We start from the raw sequence: 14628 nt of genomic DNA, 5'->3' as shown, positions 1-14628 counted from the left end.
AAGCTTTCAGCTTTGGGCCAGTTATTAAAACCCCTTTTGATTTGTTAAAACACATTGCGGTCTGGCAACTGCAAATGTTTAACAAGAAATCAAAAGGGGGTCCCAATGGGGGACGAAAAGAGCTTAGCGCACACCCGATGGAACTGTAAATATCACATAGTTTTTGCGCCCAAATACCGAAGACAAGCATTCTACGGGGAGAAACGCAGGGCGATAGGCAGCATTTTAAGAAAGCTGTGTGAGTGGAAAAACGTGCGGATCCTGGAAGCGGAATGCTGTGCGGATCATATCCATATGCTTGTGGAAATCCCACCCAAAATGAGCGTATCCGGCTTTATGGGGTATCTGAAAGGGAAAAGCAGTCTGATGCTGTATGAACAGTTTGGGGATATGAAATTCAAGTACAGGAATAGAGAGTTCTGGTGCCGGGGATACTACGTAGATACGGTGGGTAAGAACACGGTGAAGATACAGGAATACATAAAGCACCAGCTTGCAGAAGATAAAATGGGTGAGCAGTTATCGATCGCTTATCCGGGTAGCCCGTTTACGGGCCGTAAGTAACGAAGTCTGATGCAAATGTCAGATCGTATGCGCCTGTTAGGGCGCGGCTGGTAACAGAGCCTTATAGGCGCATCCGAAAAACCTCCGGCTATGCCGGAGGATATTTATTACCGCACGAACCACCAAACGACAGATTAATCCTCGTTAATACTCATAAGACCAATGCAAATGGGCAATGTCGAAACATAACCTAATCAATTGTTAATGTAAGGAGCAGGTAATGGTAACGGTACGCCGCGAGAATGATTCAATGGGGGCGATTGATGTTCCAGCCGATAAGCTTTGGGGCGCGCAAACCCAACGTTCGCTGGAGCATTTTCGTATCTCTACGGAGAAAATGCCGGTCTCGCTGATCCATGCGCTGGCGCTGACGAAACGCGCTGCAGCAAAGGTTAACCAGGATCTCGGGCTACTGGCGGAGGATAAAGCCAGGGCTATTATGCAGGCCGCAGATGAGGTGTTGGCGGATAAACACCGTGATGAGTTTCCGCTGGCCATCTGGCAAACCGGGTCAGGTACACAAAGCAATATGAACATGAACGAGGTGCTGGCAAACCGGGCCAGCGAGTTGCTGGGCGGCGTGCGGGGGATGGAACGGAAAGTTCACCCCAACGATGATGTTAATAAAAGCCAAAGCTCGAATGATGTGTTCCCGACCGCAATGCACGTTGCCGCGCTGCTGGCGCTGCGTAACTCACTGATCCCGCAGTTAAATGTCTTAACCAAAACGCTCAGTGATAAATCACACGCTTTTGCGGATATCGTCAAAATTGGTCGTACACATCTGCAAGATGCAACCCCGCTTACGCTTGGCCAGGAGATTTCCGGCTGGGTGGCAATGCTTGAACATAACCTCAGACACATTGAAAACAGCTTACCCCACGTGGCGGAACTGGCGCTGGGAGGAACCGCGGTAGGGACCGGACTGAACACGCATCCGGAATATGCCCGTCGGGTCGCGGATGAATTGCGGGACATTACCTGTGCGCCGTTCGTTACCGCACCGAATAAATTTGAAGCGCTAGCCACCTGCGATGCGCTGGTTCACGCCCACGGCGCGCTAAAAGGGTTGGCGGCATCGCTGATGAAAATCGCCAACGATGTGCGCTGGCTGGCATCCGGTCCGCGTTGCGGGATTGGCGAAATTTCGATTCCTGAAAATGAACCGGGCAGCTCCATTATGCCGGGTAAGGTCAATCCTACCCAGTGTGAAGCGCTCACCATGCTTTGCTGTCAGGTAATGGGCAACGATGTCGCCATCAACATGGGCGGAGCGTCAGGTAATTTTGAGCTCAACGTTTACCGTCCGATGGTCATCCACAATTTCCTGCAGTCGGTGCGTCTGCTGGCTGACGGTATGGAAAGCTTTAACGAGCACTGCGCGACAGGGATCGAGCCCAATCGTGAACGAATCGATCAACTGCTCAACGAGTCGCTAATGCTGGTGACCGCGCTCAATACCCATATCGGTTATGATAAAGCCGCTGAAATTGCCAAAAAGGCGCACAAAGAGGGGCTGACGTTAAAAGCCTCCGCCCTGGCGCTGGGGTATCTAACCGAAGCGGAGTTTGACAGCTGGGTACGCCCGGAACTGATGGTTGGCAGTATGCGGCCAGGCAGTTAGTCCGCAACGTACAGGTGCAGCCGGGGAATAATCAATCTCAACGGCTGCGCCTGAGGTTTAAAACGATGCTGAACATTGTCGGCATCATAATTCAGTAACTCGCCGATATCTGGTACGGTCATGCCGTTTTCATTGTTGAGCAACGCGATCAAGGGCGTCGGGCAGGCATATTGCACCTGCTTTTGTTCTCCTTTGTACCAGACGCGGGCGATGGGCTGCACTTTTACCGGCCGTTTAATCTTCAGGCGCGCCTGCTGGCCCAGGGCGGCGACATCCTGATATTCCCGTTCAAGTTTCGCCTGCCACTCTTCCCGCGTCCAGGGATGTACGCTGCGCGGCGACGTCAGGCTTTTTTCCAGTTGTTGTAGTACTTCATCGCGTTTCAGATTTTTAATAATGTGTTTGTTGGCCCAGCCAAATCGCAGGGTGGCAGGCTCTCTGACAAGGGTGAGCGTACGATAGGCATTCAGTGTAATCAGTCCCGGCAGGTGGCGATGCACCCATTCAAAACGCGCTGCCGGTGCCAGCCCTGATTCCACCGTGACAATGCGTTCGAAGGTGGTTTTTAGCTGGTTAATACGCTGTATTTGCTCTTCCAAAGCGCGCTGAGCTGCGTTATCTACCTGATAACACAGTACGCCTGGCAGGCGGACGGCCGCTTTGCTGCTACGATTCTCGGACTGTTGCTGGATAAACAGATGACGATAGTGGCGTAGCGCCAGCGTTTCAGCCTCTTTACCTAAATGCTGCTTAACATCAATGTTCTGCAGTGGGGCATGCTCTGCCTCTTTGACCACTTCCGGTAACGAGAAGACGCGCGCAATCAGCAGCGTCTGCTGCAACAGATTGTCGTTCAGAAGCGCCAGCTCTTGCTCCATCTGGCGGAAGGTGCCGTTCAGGCGGTCGACGAGATCGTAACGGGCCATAGATTTACCATTTTAGTTACAACATACTTTTTTATAGCACAACCTCCACCATTTGACCACCGAGCCGAATGGGTCAGGCAACTGAAATTTCAGGAATGTTATGCCAGACGGGCCAACTGAAACAAAAGCGGGCACCGCCGAGTTCACTTTCATCACAGACGACCGTACCGCCCATAGCCAATGCGATCGAGTGAACAATGGCCAGCCCAAGCCCGCAACCACCGGTCGCCCGGTCACGGCTGGGGTCAAGGCGTACAAACGGTTCAAAAACCTGTTCGCGAGCGTCTGGAGCAATACCGGGACCGTCATCTTCCACAACCAGCGTCGCCTGATTGCCATTCAATAACAGGCTCGCTTGCACCGTAGACTGGCAATAGCGTAGGGCGTTATTCAGTAGATTATCCAGTACGCGCTCCATCAGGCGCATATCCAGCGCGCCGTAGTCGCCAATATTAAGATGGCGTAAGCGCACCGCACGCTCAGGGTTTACGCTTTGCACATCCTCCAGATGGGTTGTCAGCCAAACGGCCAGGTCCGGTACGCTGAGCTTCAGTTCATTTTGCGGGCGGTCCAGCCGGGCATAGGTCAGTAATTCTTCGATTAACCCTTCCAGTTGACCAATATCGCGATTCAGCGCCTGGGATTCCTGCGCGGTGAGGTTATCACTCATTTCCAGACGATAACGTAGGCGTACCAGTGGGGTACGAAGCTCATGGGCAATGCCATCGATAAGTTGTTTCTTACTGGCGATTAGCGCATTGATATTGTCTGCCATCTGGTTAAACGCGATACCCAATCGCTCAAAGCTGGAACCGCTGTCAAAATGGAGGCGTTCGCCCAGATGTCCTTCCCCAAAACGCTGTGCAGCAGCTTCCAGTCGCAGCATTTCCTGCCAGTGCGGTCGCATCCAGATAAGTACCGGAAAGGCCAGCGAGATAGCAATAAACGCCATCAACGCGATGTCCAGCAAGCGCATTTGATGGAGAAAATAGAGATAGGGAAGCGGGCCGACGGCCAGCACGTAATGGCTGCGTGGGATCCGTTGAATAAATGTGTACTGATCGTCAAGCGCCACGATATCGCCTTCGCGCAAACGTTGCATTGTTTGAACGTCCAGCGTGTACTTATTTAACGGTTCAACGCGCAGGTCAAAGGAGAGGTTCAAATCCATCTCCTTCAGCGTTTTACCCCAGTCACGTGGCGGGATCTCGCGAAGCTCGCTGCGCATCAGGTATAACGAGCTTTTCATTAAATCGTCGAGGGATTGTCTGCCTGCGCGCTCTGCGGTGAATTTATAGACCAGGCCGACCAGCAGGGTCATCACCAGAAAGCAGACAAACAGCAGGAGATAAAACTGTACAAACAGCTTCTTCATAAAAAATCACCGAATACATAATATAATGCTCACCGATACTCTCAAAATTGCTGTGATATAAAAATATGAATTTCAATCGCTGTTGTTATTTACTACTCATTTTCGCAGCGTTAGGCTGCATTTTCACCTCGCATCCCTTTGTTATATGGTTTTTGCTCGCCAACATACTGACGTTGGCAATGTACGGTGCGGATAAAATGGCAGCGCGCAGGGCCTGGCGCCGAGTGCCGGAGTCCACTTTGCTGCTGTTTGGCGTTGTTGGCGGGTGGGGTGGCGCGATAGCCGCTCAACAACTCTTTCGCCATAAAACACAAAAACAGCCATTCAAAACCTACTTTATTATCAGTGTGATAGTGAATGTGTCTGTCATCGGAGCGGCCTATCATTTCTATCCCATTTCATCCTGGTGAACGTCAGTGACAGGCAGTCTGCTTACTTGAGACAGGAAACGTACTTTTCACCTGAGCGCTGCACGATGTCATCGGCATTTTTCGTTATGTCTTTCCCTTCAAACGCGCCATAAAGTTGCTTAAATTTCACCGTACTCAGGCGGTGGGTAATGTCGCTGACCGTTGCGGCTGGCAATGGCAACATATTGGGGTAGCTCCACATAAAGGAGACGGCATGCGCCCCAGGGGTGACCTGAACGATATCGCCGGAAAGCACCACGCCTTCATCTCGCGCCCAGTGCAGAACGCAGCCGCCAGCAAAGTGTCCGCCGAGGCGTATCACACTGACGTCGCGTGTTAGTTCCAGGGTGTCGCCATCCCAAAATTTAATCCACGGGCTGTCGCGCATTACCCACTTGCGGTCGTTGGCATGGAGATAAATGGGAGCGTTAAATTCGTCAGCCCAGTCTTGCATGGTGGTGTAGTAATGAGGATGCGAAATCGCGATGGCCTTAAGCCCGCCCAGGGACGTTATTAGCATTTTTGTGGCGTCGTCGAGCGTGGCAATGCAGTCCCATAAAATATTGCCTTCCGGAGTACGCAGAATAAACGCCCGTTGATCAATTGCAAAACCAGGAACGGTGCGGATGCTGAGGAGGGTGCTGTCATGTTGCCGCCACTTATTTGTGTGCGAAGCACAAAGTGCGGCAAAATCGACCCATTCCTGTCCGGTCGCGGGGACATACTGACGTTCGTCCTGGCAGATATCGCAATGTTCAGGAAGGGCGTCTGCAACCTCATAGGATGTTCCACAGGCTTTGCATAACGTGATCATCGTGTCTTCCTCTATTGAAAAAACACAGTCAGCATGGCACACCGATACGCAAGGGTGTGCCCTTTAGTGCTCTACACGATAAGCCAGGTATTGTGGGCGTGAGTCGTTGTGGCCCAACCAGCAGAAAGCAGGAATAATGTCTACACCGCCCCCGTCGAGGGGCATTTCCGGCGAAAAATGAGGTTAATGTTTGGAAAATAGTCTGTTCAACACCTGGCTCAGCCGTTGGGGACTTACTCCTGATGGCCAACCGCTTGAGACGCACACATCACAGCTTTTGCCCGTGGTGACCAAAGATGGTCAGAAAGCCATACTCAAACTCACCGACGATGACAGTGAACGGAACGGCTGCGAACTAATGGTCTGGTGGAACGGGAATGGTGCTGCGAAAGTGCTTGCTCATGCAGCAGGGGCGATTCTGTTAGAACGTGCAACAGGGGCGGGGTCTTTAGCGGACATGTCCTGGTCTGGCAATGATGCGCAGGCCTGTCGCATTATTTGCCATGCAGCCAGTCGACTCCATCTCCCCCGGAATGCGTCAACGCCTGCGTTAACACCGCTACTTTATTGGTTTCGCGATCTGGCTCCTGCCGCGAAAAAGCATGGCGGCATCCTGACGCATTGTGCAGAGGTGGCAAACGTATTGCTCTCCTCTCCCCAGAATGAAGTCGTATTGCACGGTGACTTACACCACGGCAATATTCTTGATTTCGGAACGAAAGGATGGCTGGCTATCGATCCTAAAGGGCTGGTGGGCGAGCGTGGCTTTGATTACGCCAATATTTTTACTAATCCCGATCTTGCCGACCCCACCAAACCTGTCGCCATTGAGCCAGAAAAATTCAGACAACGGGTAAATATTGTGTCTGAAATCGCGAGGATTGAACGGCAGCGTTTGCTGATGTGGATTATTGCCTGGTGTGGGTTGTCGTCTGCCTGGTTTCTGCAAGAAGGAGACTGCGCCACGATACCCCTGCGCATCGCAGAGTTAGCGAGCGCGGAACTCGCTTTTGGGGGTAATCAATTTTGATCTACGACACTGGGCTGGTAATTATTTAGAGTTATCATTAGCCTGGTAAATGTTTTATTAATCAATCAGTGAACGGCGGTGTAGTGTGTTTTTTAGCGCAAATTTGACAGGCTGTGAGCAATGAACGCATTGTTTTTATTATTAAAAAAACGCCCGAACATTATTTTGTTGATGGTCTTACTCATCGGGGCAAACATCGTGGCGTGGCTGTGGGCTTTCACTGTGTTTAGCAACAACACATCGTTACTGGCGCTTAGTCTGATCGCATGGTGCTATGGTTTGCGCCATGCTGTTGATGCCGATCATATCGCCGCGATAGATAGCGCTACGCGCAAACTTATGCAGCAGAAAAAACGCGCCCTGACGACGGGAGCCTGGTTTTCCCTGGGGCATTCCACCATTGTGGTACTGGCAAGCATTGGCATTGCGTTGACCACCAGCGTGTTTAAGCAACACATGGCATGGTTTCAGAATGTCGGAGGTCTGATAGGTACCACGGTTTCTGCCGTATTTCTGCTGATTCTGGCTACCATTAATCTCGTTATATTCTGTCATGTCTGGAAGGCTTTTCGTCATCTAAAACGCACCGGTACTTACGATGGCACCACAGAGGATATGACAGTTTCAGGCCCGCTGAACTGGCTTTTCCGCTCGGCGTTTCGGCTGGTAGGCAAAGACTGGCATATGTATTTTGTCGGCTTTTTGTTTGGCCTGGGTTTTGATACCGCTACTGAAATTTCTCTGCTCGGAATTTCTGCTTCAAGCGCGTCCAGTGGCATGTCGGTGTGGTCAATCCTCGTGTTCCCGGCGCTGTTTACCTGCGGCATGGCGCTGATCGACTGCCTCGACAGTATCCTGATGGTTGAGGCCTACGGATGGGCATTCAATAAGCCGCAGCGTAAGCTCTATTACAATATGACCATCACCGGGACCTCGGTAATTGTTGCGCTTTTTATTGGCGGGCTGGAGGCGCTGGGGCTTCTCTCTGACGCATTTTCGCTTCAGGGGGGGTTGTGGGATACCGTCAGCGAGTTGAGTGACCATATGGGGAATGTCGGGTTTGCGATTATTGGCGTCTTTATCGGCTGCTGGATTATTTCTGCAATAAATTACCGTTGGAAAAAATACGACGGGCTGACGTTTAGTTGACACAAAAGAAAGCCTTCCGTGAAAGGGAAGGCTTGGATCTTACTTGAGGACTGACTAATTCACGGTGACGATACACACCATTTTCATCACCCAAATCTGGGTGATATTAAAAGTGACGGTGTAACGTATAATGGTCGGCCCGGAGGGATTACATTTGAGACTCATCGTCCCAGGCGTGCGGTGCGAACAGATAACCTTTGTTGCGCACCGTTTTGATTCGATAGGGTTCAGTCGCGTTATCGAGCAGTTTTTTGCGTAACCGGGAAATCGCGACATCAACGCTGCGATCCATGCCGTCATAACTTACGCCGCGCAGGTTCTTCAGCAGCGCATCGCGGTCCATAATTTGCCCGGCATGGGTTGCCAGCTCCCACAGTAATTCAAAATCTGCGGTGGAGAGTGAGACTTGCTCGCCGCCGAGCAGCACGGAACGATTGGTAGGGTCGATAGTGAGTGTGCCAAAGCGCAGCGTCGTGTGCGGCGTGATGGTTGCCGCCTGAATGCCTTTAGACTGGACTGAGTGTTCATTCTGGCGCAGATGCAGACGCAGGCGAGCAAGCAGCACTGCTGGCGGCGTTGTCTTCAGAATATAGTCACAGGCACCCATTTCCAGCGCCAGAATATGGTTCATATCGCTGTCCAGCGAGGTGAGCAGGACAATAGGACCCTGCCAGCGTCCACGCAAATCGCGGCAGATAGTCATCCCATCTTTGCCCGGCAGCATGATATCTAATAACACCAAATCGGGTTGAACTTGCAGGATTTTCTCCTCGGCCAAATCACCTCGAGGCTCAACGATAACCTCAATATCATGCCGGGCCAGATAGGCCGCAATCAGCGAGCCAACTTCGGGATCATCTTCAACAAATACGATGGTGTTCATATCATTCATTTTGAATATAAAACGCCAACATACACCGCCCTGGTTTTTCCTTCCATTAATCTTTTCTAAACAAGAACGCTTCCGTTATGCTAGGGGCTGATGTTATTGATGTGTTAAGGCAGAGTGATGGGACTCGTTATAAAAGCGGCGCTCGGTGCGCTGGTGGTGGTGTTGATTGGTGTGCTGGCGAAAACAAAGAACTACTATATTGCCGGATTAATTCCGTTGTTCCCGACCTTTGCGTTGATTGCCCACTATATCGTGGCCAGTGAACGTGGGATCGAAGCGTTGCGTACAACCATTGTCTTCAGCATGTGGTCGATTATTCCCTATTTTGTCTACCTCGTTTCGCTGTGGTATTTCACCGGATTTATGCGCTTACCCGTTGCGCTCGGCGGTTCAGTGGTGTGCTGGGGCCTGAGCGCATGGTTGCTTATTTTTTGTTGGATTAAATTGCACTAACGCAGATGACGCCCGCCATCAAGGGCAAAACTACGCCCGGTGACAAAACAGCTGGTCAACAGATAGTCAATTAAATCAATGACCTCTTTTTCACCCGGCGCTGTTTTCATCAGTGATTTGTTCAATGCCTGCTGACGATACTCTGCATCGTCACCCTCGTTAAACAGGATTAGCGAGGGGGCAATCGCGTTCACTTTCACTTCTGGTGCCAGTTTGCGCGCGAACGAGCGGGTCATGTTGTCCAGCGCCGCTTTGCTGGCTGCATAAGCGATGTGCTTATCGCTGCCACGCTCCACGACATAATCTGTAAAATGGATAATATCGCTTGCCGCATGTCCATGCCCGCGCAGCAATCCTTCCAGCGCGTGGTTGAGCAGGTAGGGGGTATTGACGTGAATCTGCATCATGGCTGACAGCACTTTGGTTAACGGCGCACCGGGCTTTTCTGCAAGCCAGGCACTGGCATTATGCACAATACCGCGCAGGCCATCCGTCTGTGCTTTGACCTCATCCGCAAAGGCCAGTACGCCCTCATCGGTGGAAAAATCAGCCTGGATACACAGCGCGCCCGCATCTCGCAGGCCATCAATAGTCGGATAATGCGTACGGTAGCTGACGATAACTGGCTGTTTTTGATTAATAAAGTGCCATGCGACGGCGAGGCCGATACGTCGACCTCCTCCGGTGATAAGAATTGGCAAAGGGGGTTTTTTACCCATCGTAATCTCCATGTGTCGCGAACGATGGGGACAATGTTACCCCATCAACATCCAGGTCGCCGGAACAGCAGCAACAAGCAGCAGGCCGATCAGCGCCATTTCCTGGCGTTTTAATACGTTTTCATGCGCGTGTGTTTTACGGGCATAAAGGAAAACCAGCAGCCCTGGCGCATACAGCACCACAGACAGCAGCAGGTGCATCGGACCTGACGCATACAATAACCATATGCCATAAATACTCGCTCCGATACCGACAGCCTTATGAATTGGACGAGTGGCAATTTTCAGCAGAAATGCGCCGACCAGTAAATAGGGCACCAGAATCATTTCTGAGGCGATGGTTAATAACGTATTGTAGTCGGAACCTGTGAGCCAGATCAGCACCAGGCAAATCTGTACGCAGATGTTGGTCAGCCACAGCGACGCCGATGGCGCGCCTTGCGCGTTCTGCCGCGCAAAAATGCGTGGAAACGCTTTGTGCGTGGAGGCGAGGAACGGCACTTCCGCCGCCATAATCGTCCAGCTTAAATAAGCACCGCACACGGAGACAATCAGGCCTGCGGCAATAATAATTTCACCCCATGGCCCCATCATTTTCACCATCAGACCGGCCATTGACGGGTTGCGGATCTCCGCCAGTTCGGGACGTGCGACAACGCCCAGAGACAGCAGGGTGACAAGCAGATAAACGCCCAGCGCGGCGAGTACCGCCAGCAGCGTAGCGCGTCCGACATCGCGTTTGTTTCTGGCACGAGCTGAAACCACCACCGCGCCTTCCACACCGATGAAAACCCACAGGGTGATGAGCATGGTGTTTTTTACCTGCTCCCAGACGGGAACGCCCAACGCTACGCCGGTAAAATCGAGGGTAAAGGTGTCGAGCTTAAACAGCATAAACGCCAGCACGATAAACAGACCAAGCGGCAGTAATTTCGCCAGCGTCGCCACCAGGTTAATACTGGCTGCCGTTTGCACACCACGCAGCACCAGAAAATGGACCACCCACAACAGCACCGATGCGCCAACAATCGACTGCCAGGTATTACCATCGCCAAACAGACGTAACTCCGGCGTGTCGGTAAAGAAGCTGAGCGCAGAGAAAACAATCACCAGATACGAAACGTTAGCGATAACAGCACACAGCCAATATCCCCACGCGGAGCAGAAGCCAATCAGCTCACCGAAACCTTCACGTGCATAGGTAAATATGCCGCCATCCAGTTCAGGACGGATACGCGTCAGAATCAGCATGGCAAAGGCGAGCAAAAGGATACCCGCACCGGTAATCGCCCAACCAATCAGTAATGCAGCCGGGCTTGCTACCGCCGCCATATTTTGTGGCAGGCTGAAAACACCAGCGCCGAGCATTGAGCTTAAAACCAGCGCGGTGAGTGCGCTCAGACCCAATTTCTTTTCCATTTGTATCCAGTGACAAAAACGAGAGTGAGAGAATAATTATTTTGGCAAACCGCATAAAAATGGTGAAAGCCACTAAGGCGCGGGATTTTACGGAGAGAAGAGAACGCATGCAATGGGGATAGAGAGATTTGTGACTAATAGTGTGAAAAGTAGTCTTAATACTGCTGTTTTTGTTTCGCCCGAGGGGAGAATGGCGGGAAATTATCAGGTCTACAAGGCTGTAGACCTGATAAGGTATTGAGTATTACTTATACAGGTCAGCGCTGATGGTCATGTTATTACCACGTTCAGACCACTGGCGGGTGATGTGATAATACTTAGCGCCTTTCTTCGCTGCGCGTTTGGCAACCTGGTAAGAGATTTCAGTCATGTTGCCATAGTTACCGGTGAACTTGATGCTGTCGAACGGCACCATCATAGCGGCGGTTGCTTTGTTCAGTTCTTCAACTTTGGTTCCATCCGGCAGCGTGACAGTGTAACGCCCACCTTTGGTGGATTGCGTTTCGAAGAAACGACCGACTTCAGCGCTCGGAGACGCGGTAGTCGCAACGCCTGGGATCTCAACTTTCTTCGCGGCTTCGCCACCGGCGGCTAATGCGGCACGTCCGGCATCTGAATCTGCTGGGATCGCATCAGGGCTTTGTACTACGCGTTTTTTCGCATCAGCCTTATAGATGAATGCGGTAATACGCTGGTTACCACCCTGGTTGGCATCGACCTGGCGCACGATGTAGAAGGAGTAAGCGCCTTTCTCTTTCGCTGCTTTGGTGATGGCATCGTTCACTTCAGGCTGGCTGCGGTAGAAACCCTGCACCGTAACGGTATCGAATGGTTCTATCAGAACGGCTTGATCTTTCGGTAATTCCATCACGCCGTTAATGACACGGTTTTTGGACGCTTCCGCTTTTTCAGCATCGGCTTTATAGATGTCGGCTACAACGCGCCAGTTACCGCCGCTGCCAAAATCTGAGGTATCAACAACATAAAAGGAGGCTGCACCGTCTTTATCTGCACGGCGTGATACGGCGGTCACCGCGTCACCGATAGCATTAAAACGACCGGTAACCACAATGCGGTCATAGGGTTTCAGGGCAGCCGCTTGCTCCGGCGTCAATTCTGTCGCTGCATTTACAGAAAAAGCAGTCGCAGAAATAAGTGCGGACGCCAGGAGAGTGTTCTTAAGCTTCATAAAAATAATCCTTCGCCTTGCGCAAACCAGGTACTGGTATTGTTATTGACTAGAAACGTCGCTGATTATTGCATTTAAATTGTGTCAGTGTCTGCGTCAATTTTCACTCATCGTGCCACGTGACGTAACAACACAGATAACATTTTGTGATATGTCGAAAATTTCGGCGTTTGGCGACCAAAACTGATAAAGCAGTTGAATTTCATAAGTTAATTTAATGTTAATCAATTGTTTTTGGCAGGCACGTAATCATGTTTTGCCGCTTCGCTTGAGCGAATTATCGGCCTTTGTGGACTATTTTTAGGGTATTTTATCTGCCAGCGGTCCGATTCATCTCTATTTCGCGAATTTCATAATAAATACTGTTTTTTGGCGCTAGATCACAGGCGTCATTTTCAGTAGGTTATACAGAGTTTGTTACTGTTTTATTTTATTGGGGTAACACTGACCTCTTTCGAGAGTGCGCGCATGCCTCGTGCGAACATTGATAAACCATCATCACAAATACAGATGGAAGGGAACATTATGCGAATTGGCATACCAAGAGAACGGTTAACCAATGAAACCCGCGTCGCAGCTACGCCGAAGACGGTTGAGCAGCTGCTTAAGTTGGGTTTCAGCGTCGCGGTTGAAAGCGGTGCAGGTCAACTGGCAAGTTTTGACGATAAGGCGTTTGTACAAGCAGGCGCAGAAATTGTTGACGGAAATGCCGTCTGGCAGTCAGAGATCATCCTGAAGGTCAACGCGCCGGAAGAGGCGGAAATCCCGTTGCTCAACCCGGGCACGACGCTGGTGAGTTTTCTTTGGCCCGCGCAAAACCCTGAGCTATTGCAAAAGCTGGCAGAGCGCAACGTGACGGTTATGGCGATGGACTCCGTGCCGCGTATTTCGCGCGCGCAGTCGCTGGATGCCTTAAGCTCGATGGCGAATATCGCCGGGTATCGTGCCATTGTTGAAGCCGCTCATGAATTTGGCCGCTTCTTCACCGGCCAGATCACCGCCGCGGGCAAGGTTCCACCTGCCAAGGTCATGGTGATTGGTGCGGGTGTGGCAGGTCTGGCAGCTATCGGTGCGGCAAACAGCCTGGGCGCTATCGTTCGTGCTTTTGACACCCGTCCGGAAGTGAAAGAACAAGTTCAGAGTATGGGCGCTGAGTTCCTCGAACTGGACTTTAAAGAAGAGGCCGGCAGCGGCGACGGTTACGCCAAGGTGATGTCCGAAGCGTTCATCAAAGCCGAAATGGCGCTCTTCGCCGCGCAGGCGAAAGACGTTGATATTATCGTTACCACCGCGTTGATTCCGGGCAAACCTGCACCGAAACTGATCACCCGTGAAATGGTCGATTCGATGAAGGCGGGCAGCGTGATTGTCGATCTCGCCGCGCAAAACGGCGGTAACTGCGAATATACCGTGCCCAACCAGGTGACCACCACCGAGAACGGGGTGAAGGTTATCGGTTATACCGACCTGCCAGGCCGACTGCCGACGCAGTCTTCCCAGCTTTATGGCACGAACCTCGTTAACCTGCTCAAGCTGTTGTGCAAAGAGAAAGACGGCAATATCACCGTCGATTTTGACGACGTGGTCGTACGTGGTGTTACGGTGGTTCGCGAGGGTGAAATCACCTGGCCTGCGCCGCCTATCCAGGTTTCAGCTCAGCCGCAGGCTGCGCCAAAAGCCGCGCCCGCGCCGAAAGAAGAGAAAAAACCGGCCTCACCGTGGCGCAAATATGCGTTGATGGCACTGGTCGTCATACTGTTTGGCTGGCTTGCTGATGTCGCGCCGAAAGAGTTCCTGGGTCACTTTACGGTGTTCGCGCTTTCCTGTGTAGTGGGTTACTACGTGGTCTGGAATGTGTCGCACGCATTACACACTCCGCTGATGTCCGTGACAAACGCTATCTCCGGGATCATCGTTGTCGGGGCGTTATTGCAAATAGGCCAGGGTGGCTGGGTGAGTTTCCTGAGCTTTATCGCGGTGCTTATTGCCAGCATTAATATTTTCGGTGGCTTCACCGTGACTCAGCGCATGCTGAAAATGTTCCGGAAAAACTAAGGGGTAACA

General features: G+C 51.6%; 14 protein-coding genes. 7 read left to right on the top strand and 7 right to left on the bottom strand.

The annotated features are described in order from the left end of the window. The first annotated feature begins 105 nt into the window (after positions 1-105). Entirely contained in the window at positions 106-564 is a 459-nt protein-coding gene (gene tnpA / locus GFC06_RS16415; protein WP_131381019.1) for an IS200/IS605 family transposase, read from the top strand. A gap of 220 nt (positions 565-784) precedes the next feature. Then, positions 785-2188 carry a class II fumarate hydratase gene (gene fumC / locus GFC06_RS16410; RefSeq protein ID WP_016153018.1) on the top strand — a complete coding sequence of 468 codons (1404 nt, stop codon included), beginning with the start codon at positions 785-787 and terminating at the stop codon, positions 2186-2188. Here fumC and tus read toward each other — a convergent pair. Next, complete coding sequence (gene tus, locus GFC06_RS16405; protein WP_131405896.1) at positions 2185-3114, bottom strand: DNA replication terminus site-binding protein; 930 nt, start codon at positions 3112-3114, stop codon at positions 2185-2187. The two genes, fumC and tus, sit on opposite strands and share 4 nt — an antisense overlap. A 73-nt stretch (positions 3115-3187) precedes the next feature. Beyond that, positions 3188-4489: a two-component system sensor histidine kinase RstB gene (gene rstB, locus GFC06_RS16400; RefSeq protein ID WP_149381838.1), complete on the bottom strand. Its 1302-nt coding sequence runs from the start codon at positions 4487-4489 to the stop codon at positions 3188-3190. Between the two features lie 65 nt (positions 4490-4554). Between rstB and GFC06_RS16395 the strand changes: the two genes are divergently transcribed. Beyond that, the gene (locus GFC06_RS16395) at positions 4555-4899 is read left to right on the top strand and encodes a DUF1294 domain-containing protein (protein WP_049041453.1); all 345 of its coding nucleotides are present in this window, start codon (positions 4555-4557) and stop codon (positions 4897-4899) included. A gap of 22 nt (positions 4900-4921) precedes the next feature. Here GFC06_RS16395 and GFC06_RS16390 read toward each other — a convergent pair whose 3' ends face one another. After that, positions 4922-5713 carry an MBL fold hydrolase gene (locus tag GFC06_RS16390; protein ID WP_019076747.1) on the bottom strand — a complete coding sequence of 264 codons (792 nt, stop codon included), beginning with the start codon at positions 5711-5713 and terminating at the stop codon, positions 4922-4924. Positions 5714-5903: 190 nt separating this feature from the next. Between GFC06_RS16390 and GFC06_RS16385 the strand changes: the two genes are divergently transcribed. Continuing rightward, a complete protein-coding gene (locus GFC06_RS16385; RefSeq protein WP_141875165.1) occupies positions 5904-6743 on the top strand; it encodes an aminoglycoside phosphotransferase family protein in 840 nt (279 codons plus the stop codon). A gap of 120 nt (positions 6744-6863) precedes the next feature. After that, positions 6864-7892: a HoxN/HupN/NixA family nickel/cobalt transporter gene (locus GFC06_RS16380; protein ID WP_103766275.1), complete on the top strand. Its 1029-nt coding sequence runs from the start codon at positions 6864-6866 to the stop codon at positions 7890-7892. A gap of 148 nt (positions 7893-8040) precedes the next feature. Here GFC06_RS16380 and rstA read toward each other — a convergent pair whose 3' ends face one another. Continuing rightward, a complete protein-coding gene (gene rstA / locus GFC06_RS16375; RefSeq protein WP_153690385.1) occupies positions 8041-8784 on the bottom strand; it encodes a two-component system response regulator RstA in 744 nt (247 codons plus the stop codon). A gap of 117 nt (positions 8785-8901) precedes the next feature. Here rstA and GFC06_RS16370 point away from each other — a divergent pair, with 117 nt between their 5' ends. After that, complete coding sequence (locus GFC06_RS16370; RefSeq protein WP_016153026.1) at positions 8902-9237, top strand: GlpM family protein; 336 nt, start codon at positions 8902-8904, stop codon at positions 9235-9237. On the opposite strand, the gene folM is transcribed toward GFC06_RS16370, so the two are convergent. The 3 genes from folM to ydgH all read right to left on the bottom strand — a co-directional run bounded on the left by folM (position 9234) and on the right by ydgH (position 12564). After that, positions 9234-9956, bottom strand: a complete 723-nt coding sequence (folM, locus tag GFC06_RS16365) for a dihydromonapterin reductase (protein WP_153690384.1) — start codon at positions 9954-9956, stop codon at positions 9234-9236. The genes GFC06_RS16370 and folM overlap by 4 nt on opposite strands. A 36-nt stretch (positions 9957-9992) precedes the next feature. Further along, a complete protein-coding gene (locus GFC06_RS16360) occupies positions 9993-11375 on the bottom strand; it encodes an amino acid permease (RefSeq protein WP_016153028.1) in 1383 nt (460 codons plus the stop codon). A gap of 244 nt (positions 11376-11619) precedes the next feature. After that, positions 11620-12564 (bottom strand): DUF1471 family protein YdgH, encoded by a 945-nt coding sequence (gene ydgH / locus GFC06_RS16355; protein ID WP_016156455.1) that lies wholly within the window; start codon positions 12562-12564, stop codon positions 11620-11622. Between the two features lie 525 nt (positions 12565-13089). Between ydgH and pntA the strand changes: the two genes are divergently transcribed. Then, positions 13090-14619 carry a Re/Si-specific NAD(P)(+) transhydrogenase subunit alpha gene (gene pntA, locus GFC06_RS16350; protein ID WP_029139532.1) on the top strand — a complete coding sequence of 510 codons (1530 nt, stop codon included), beginning with the start codon at positions 13090-13092 and terminating at the stop codon, positions 14617-14619. Positions 14620-14628 lie beyond the last annotated feature (9 nt).

Origin of the sequence: Citrobacter braakii, assembly GCF_009648935.1 — a bacterium.
In the GTDB taxonomy this organism is placed as follows: Bacteria; Pseudomonadota; Gammaproteobacteria; order Enterobacterales; family Enterobacteriaceae; genus Citrobacter; species Citrobacter braakii.
The sequence above is the reverse complement of the archived record's forward strand: the minus strand, read 5'-3'. Positions and strand labels throughout refer to the sequence as shown.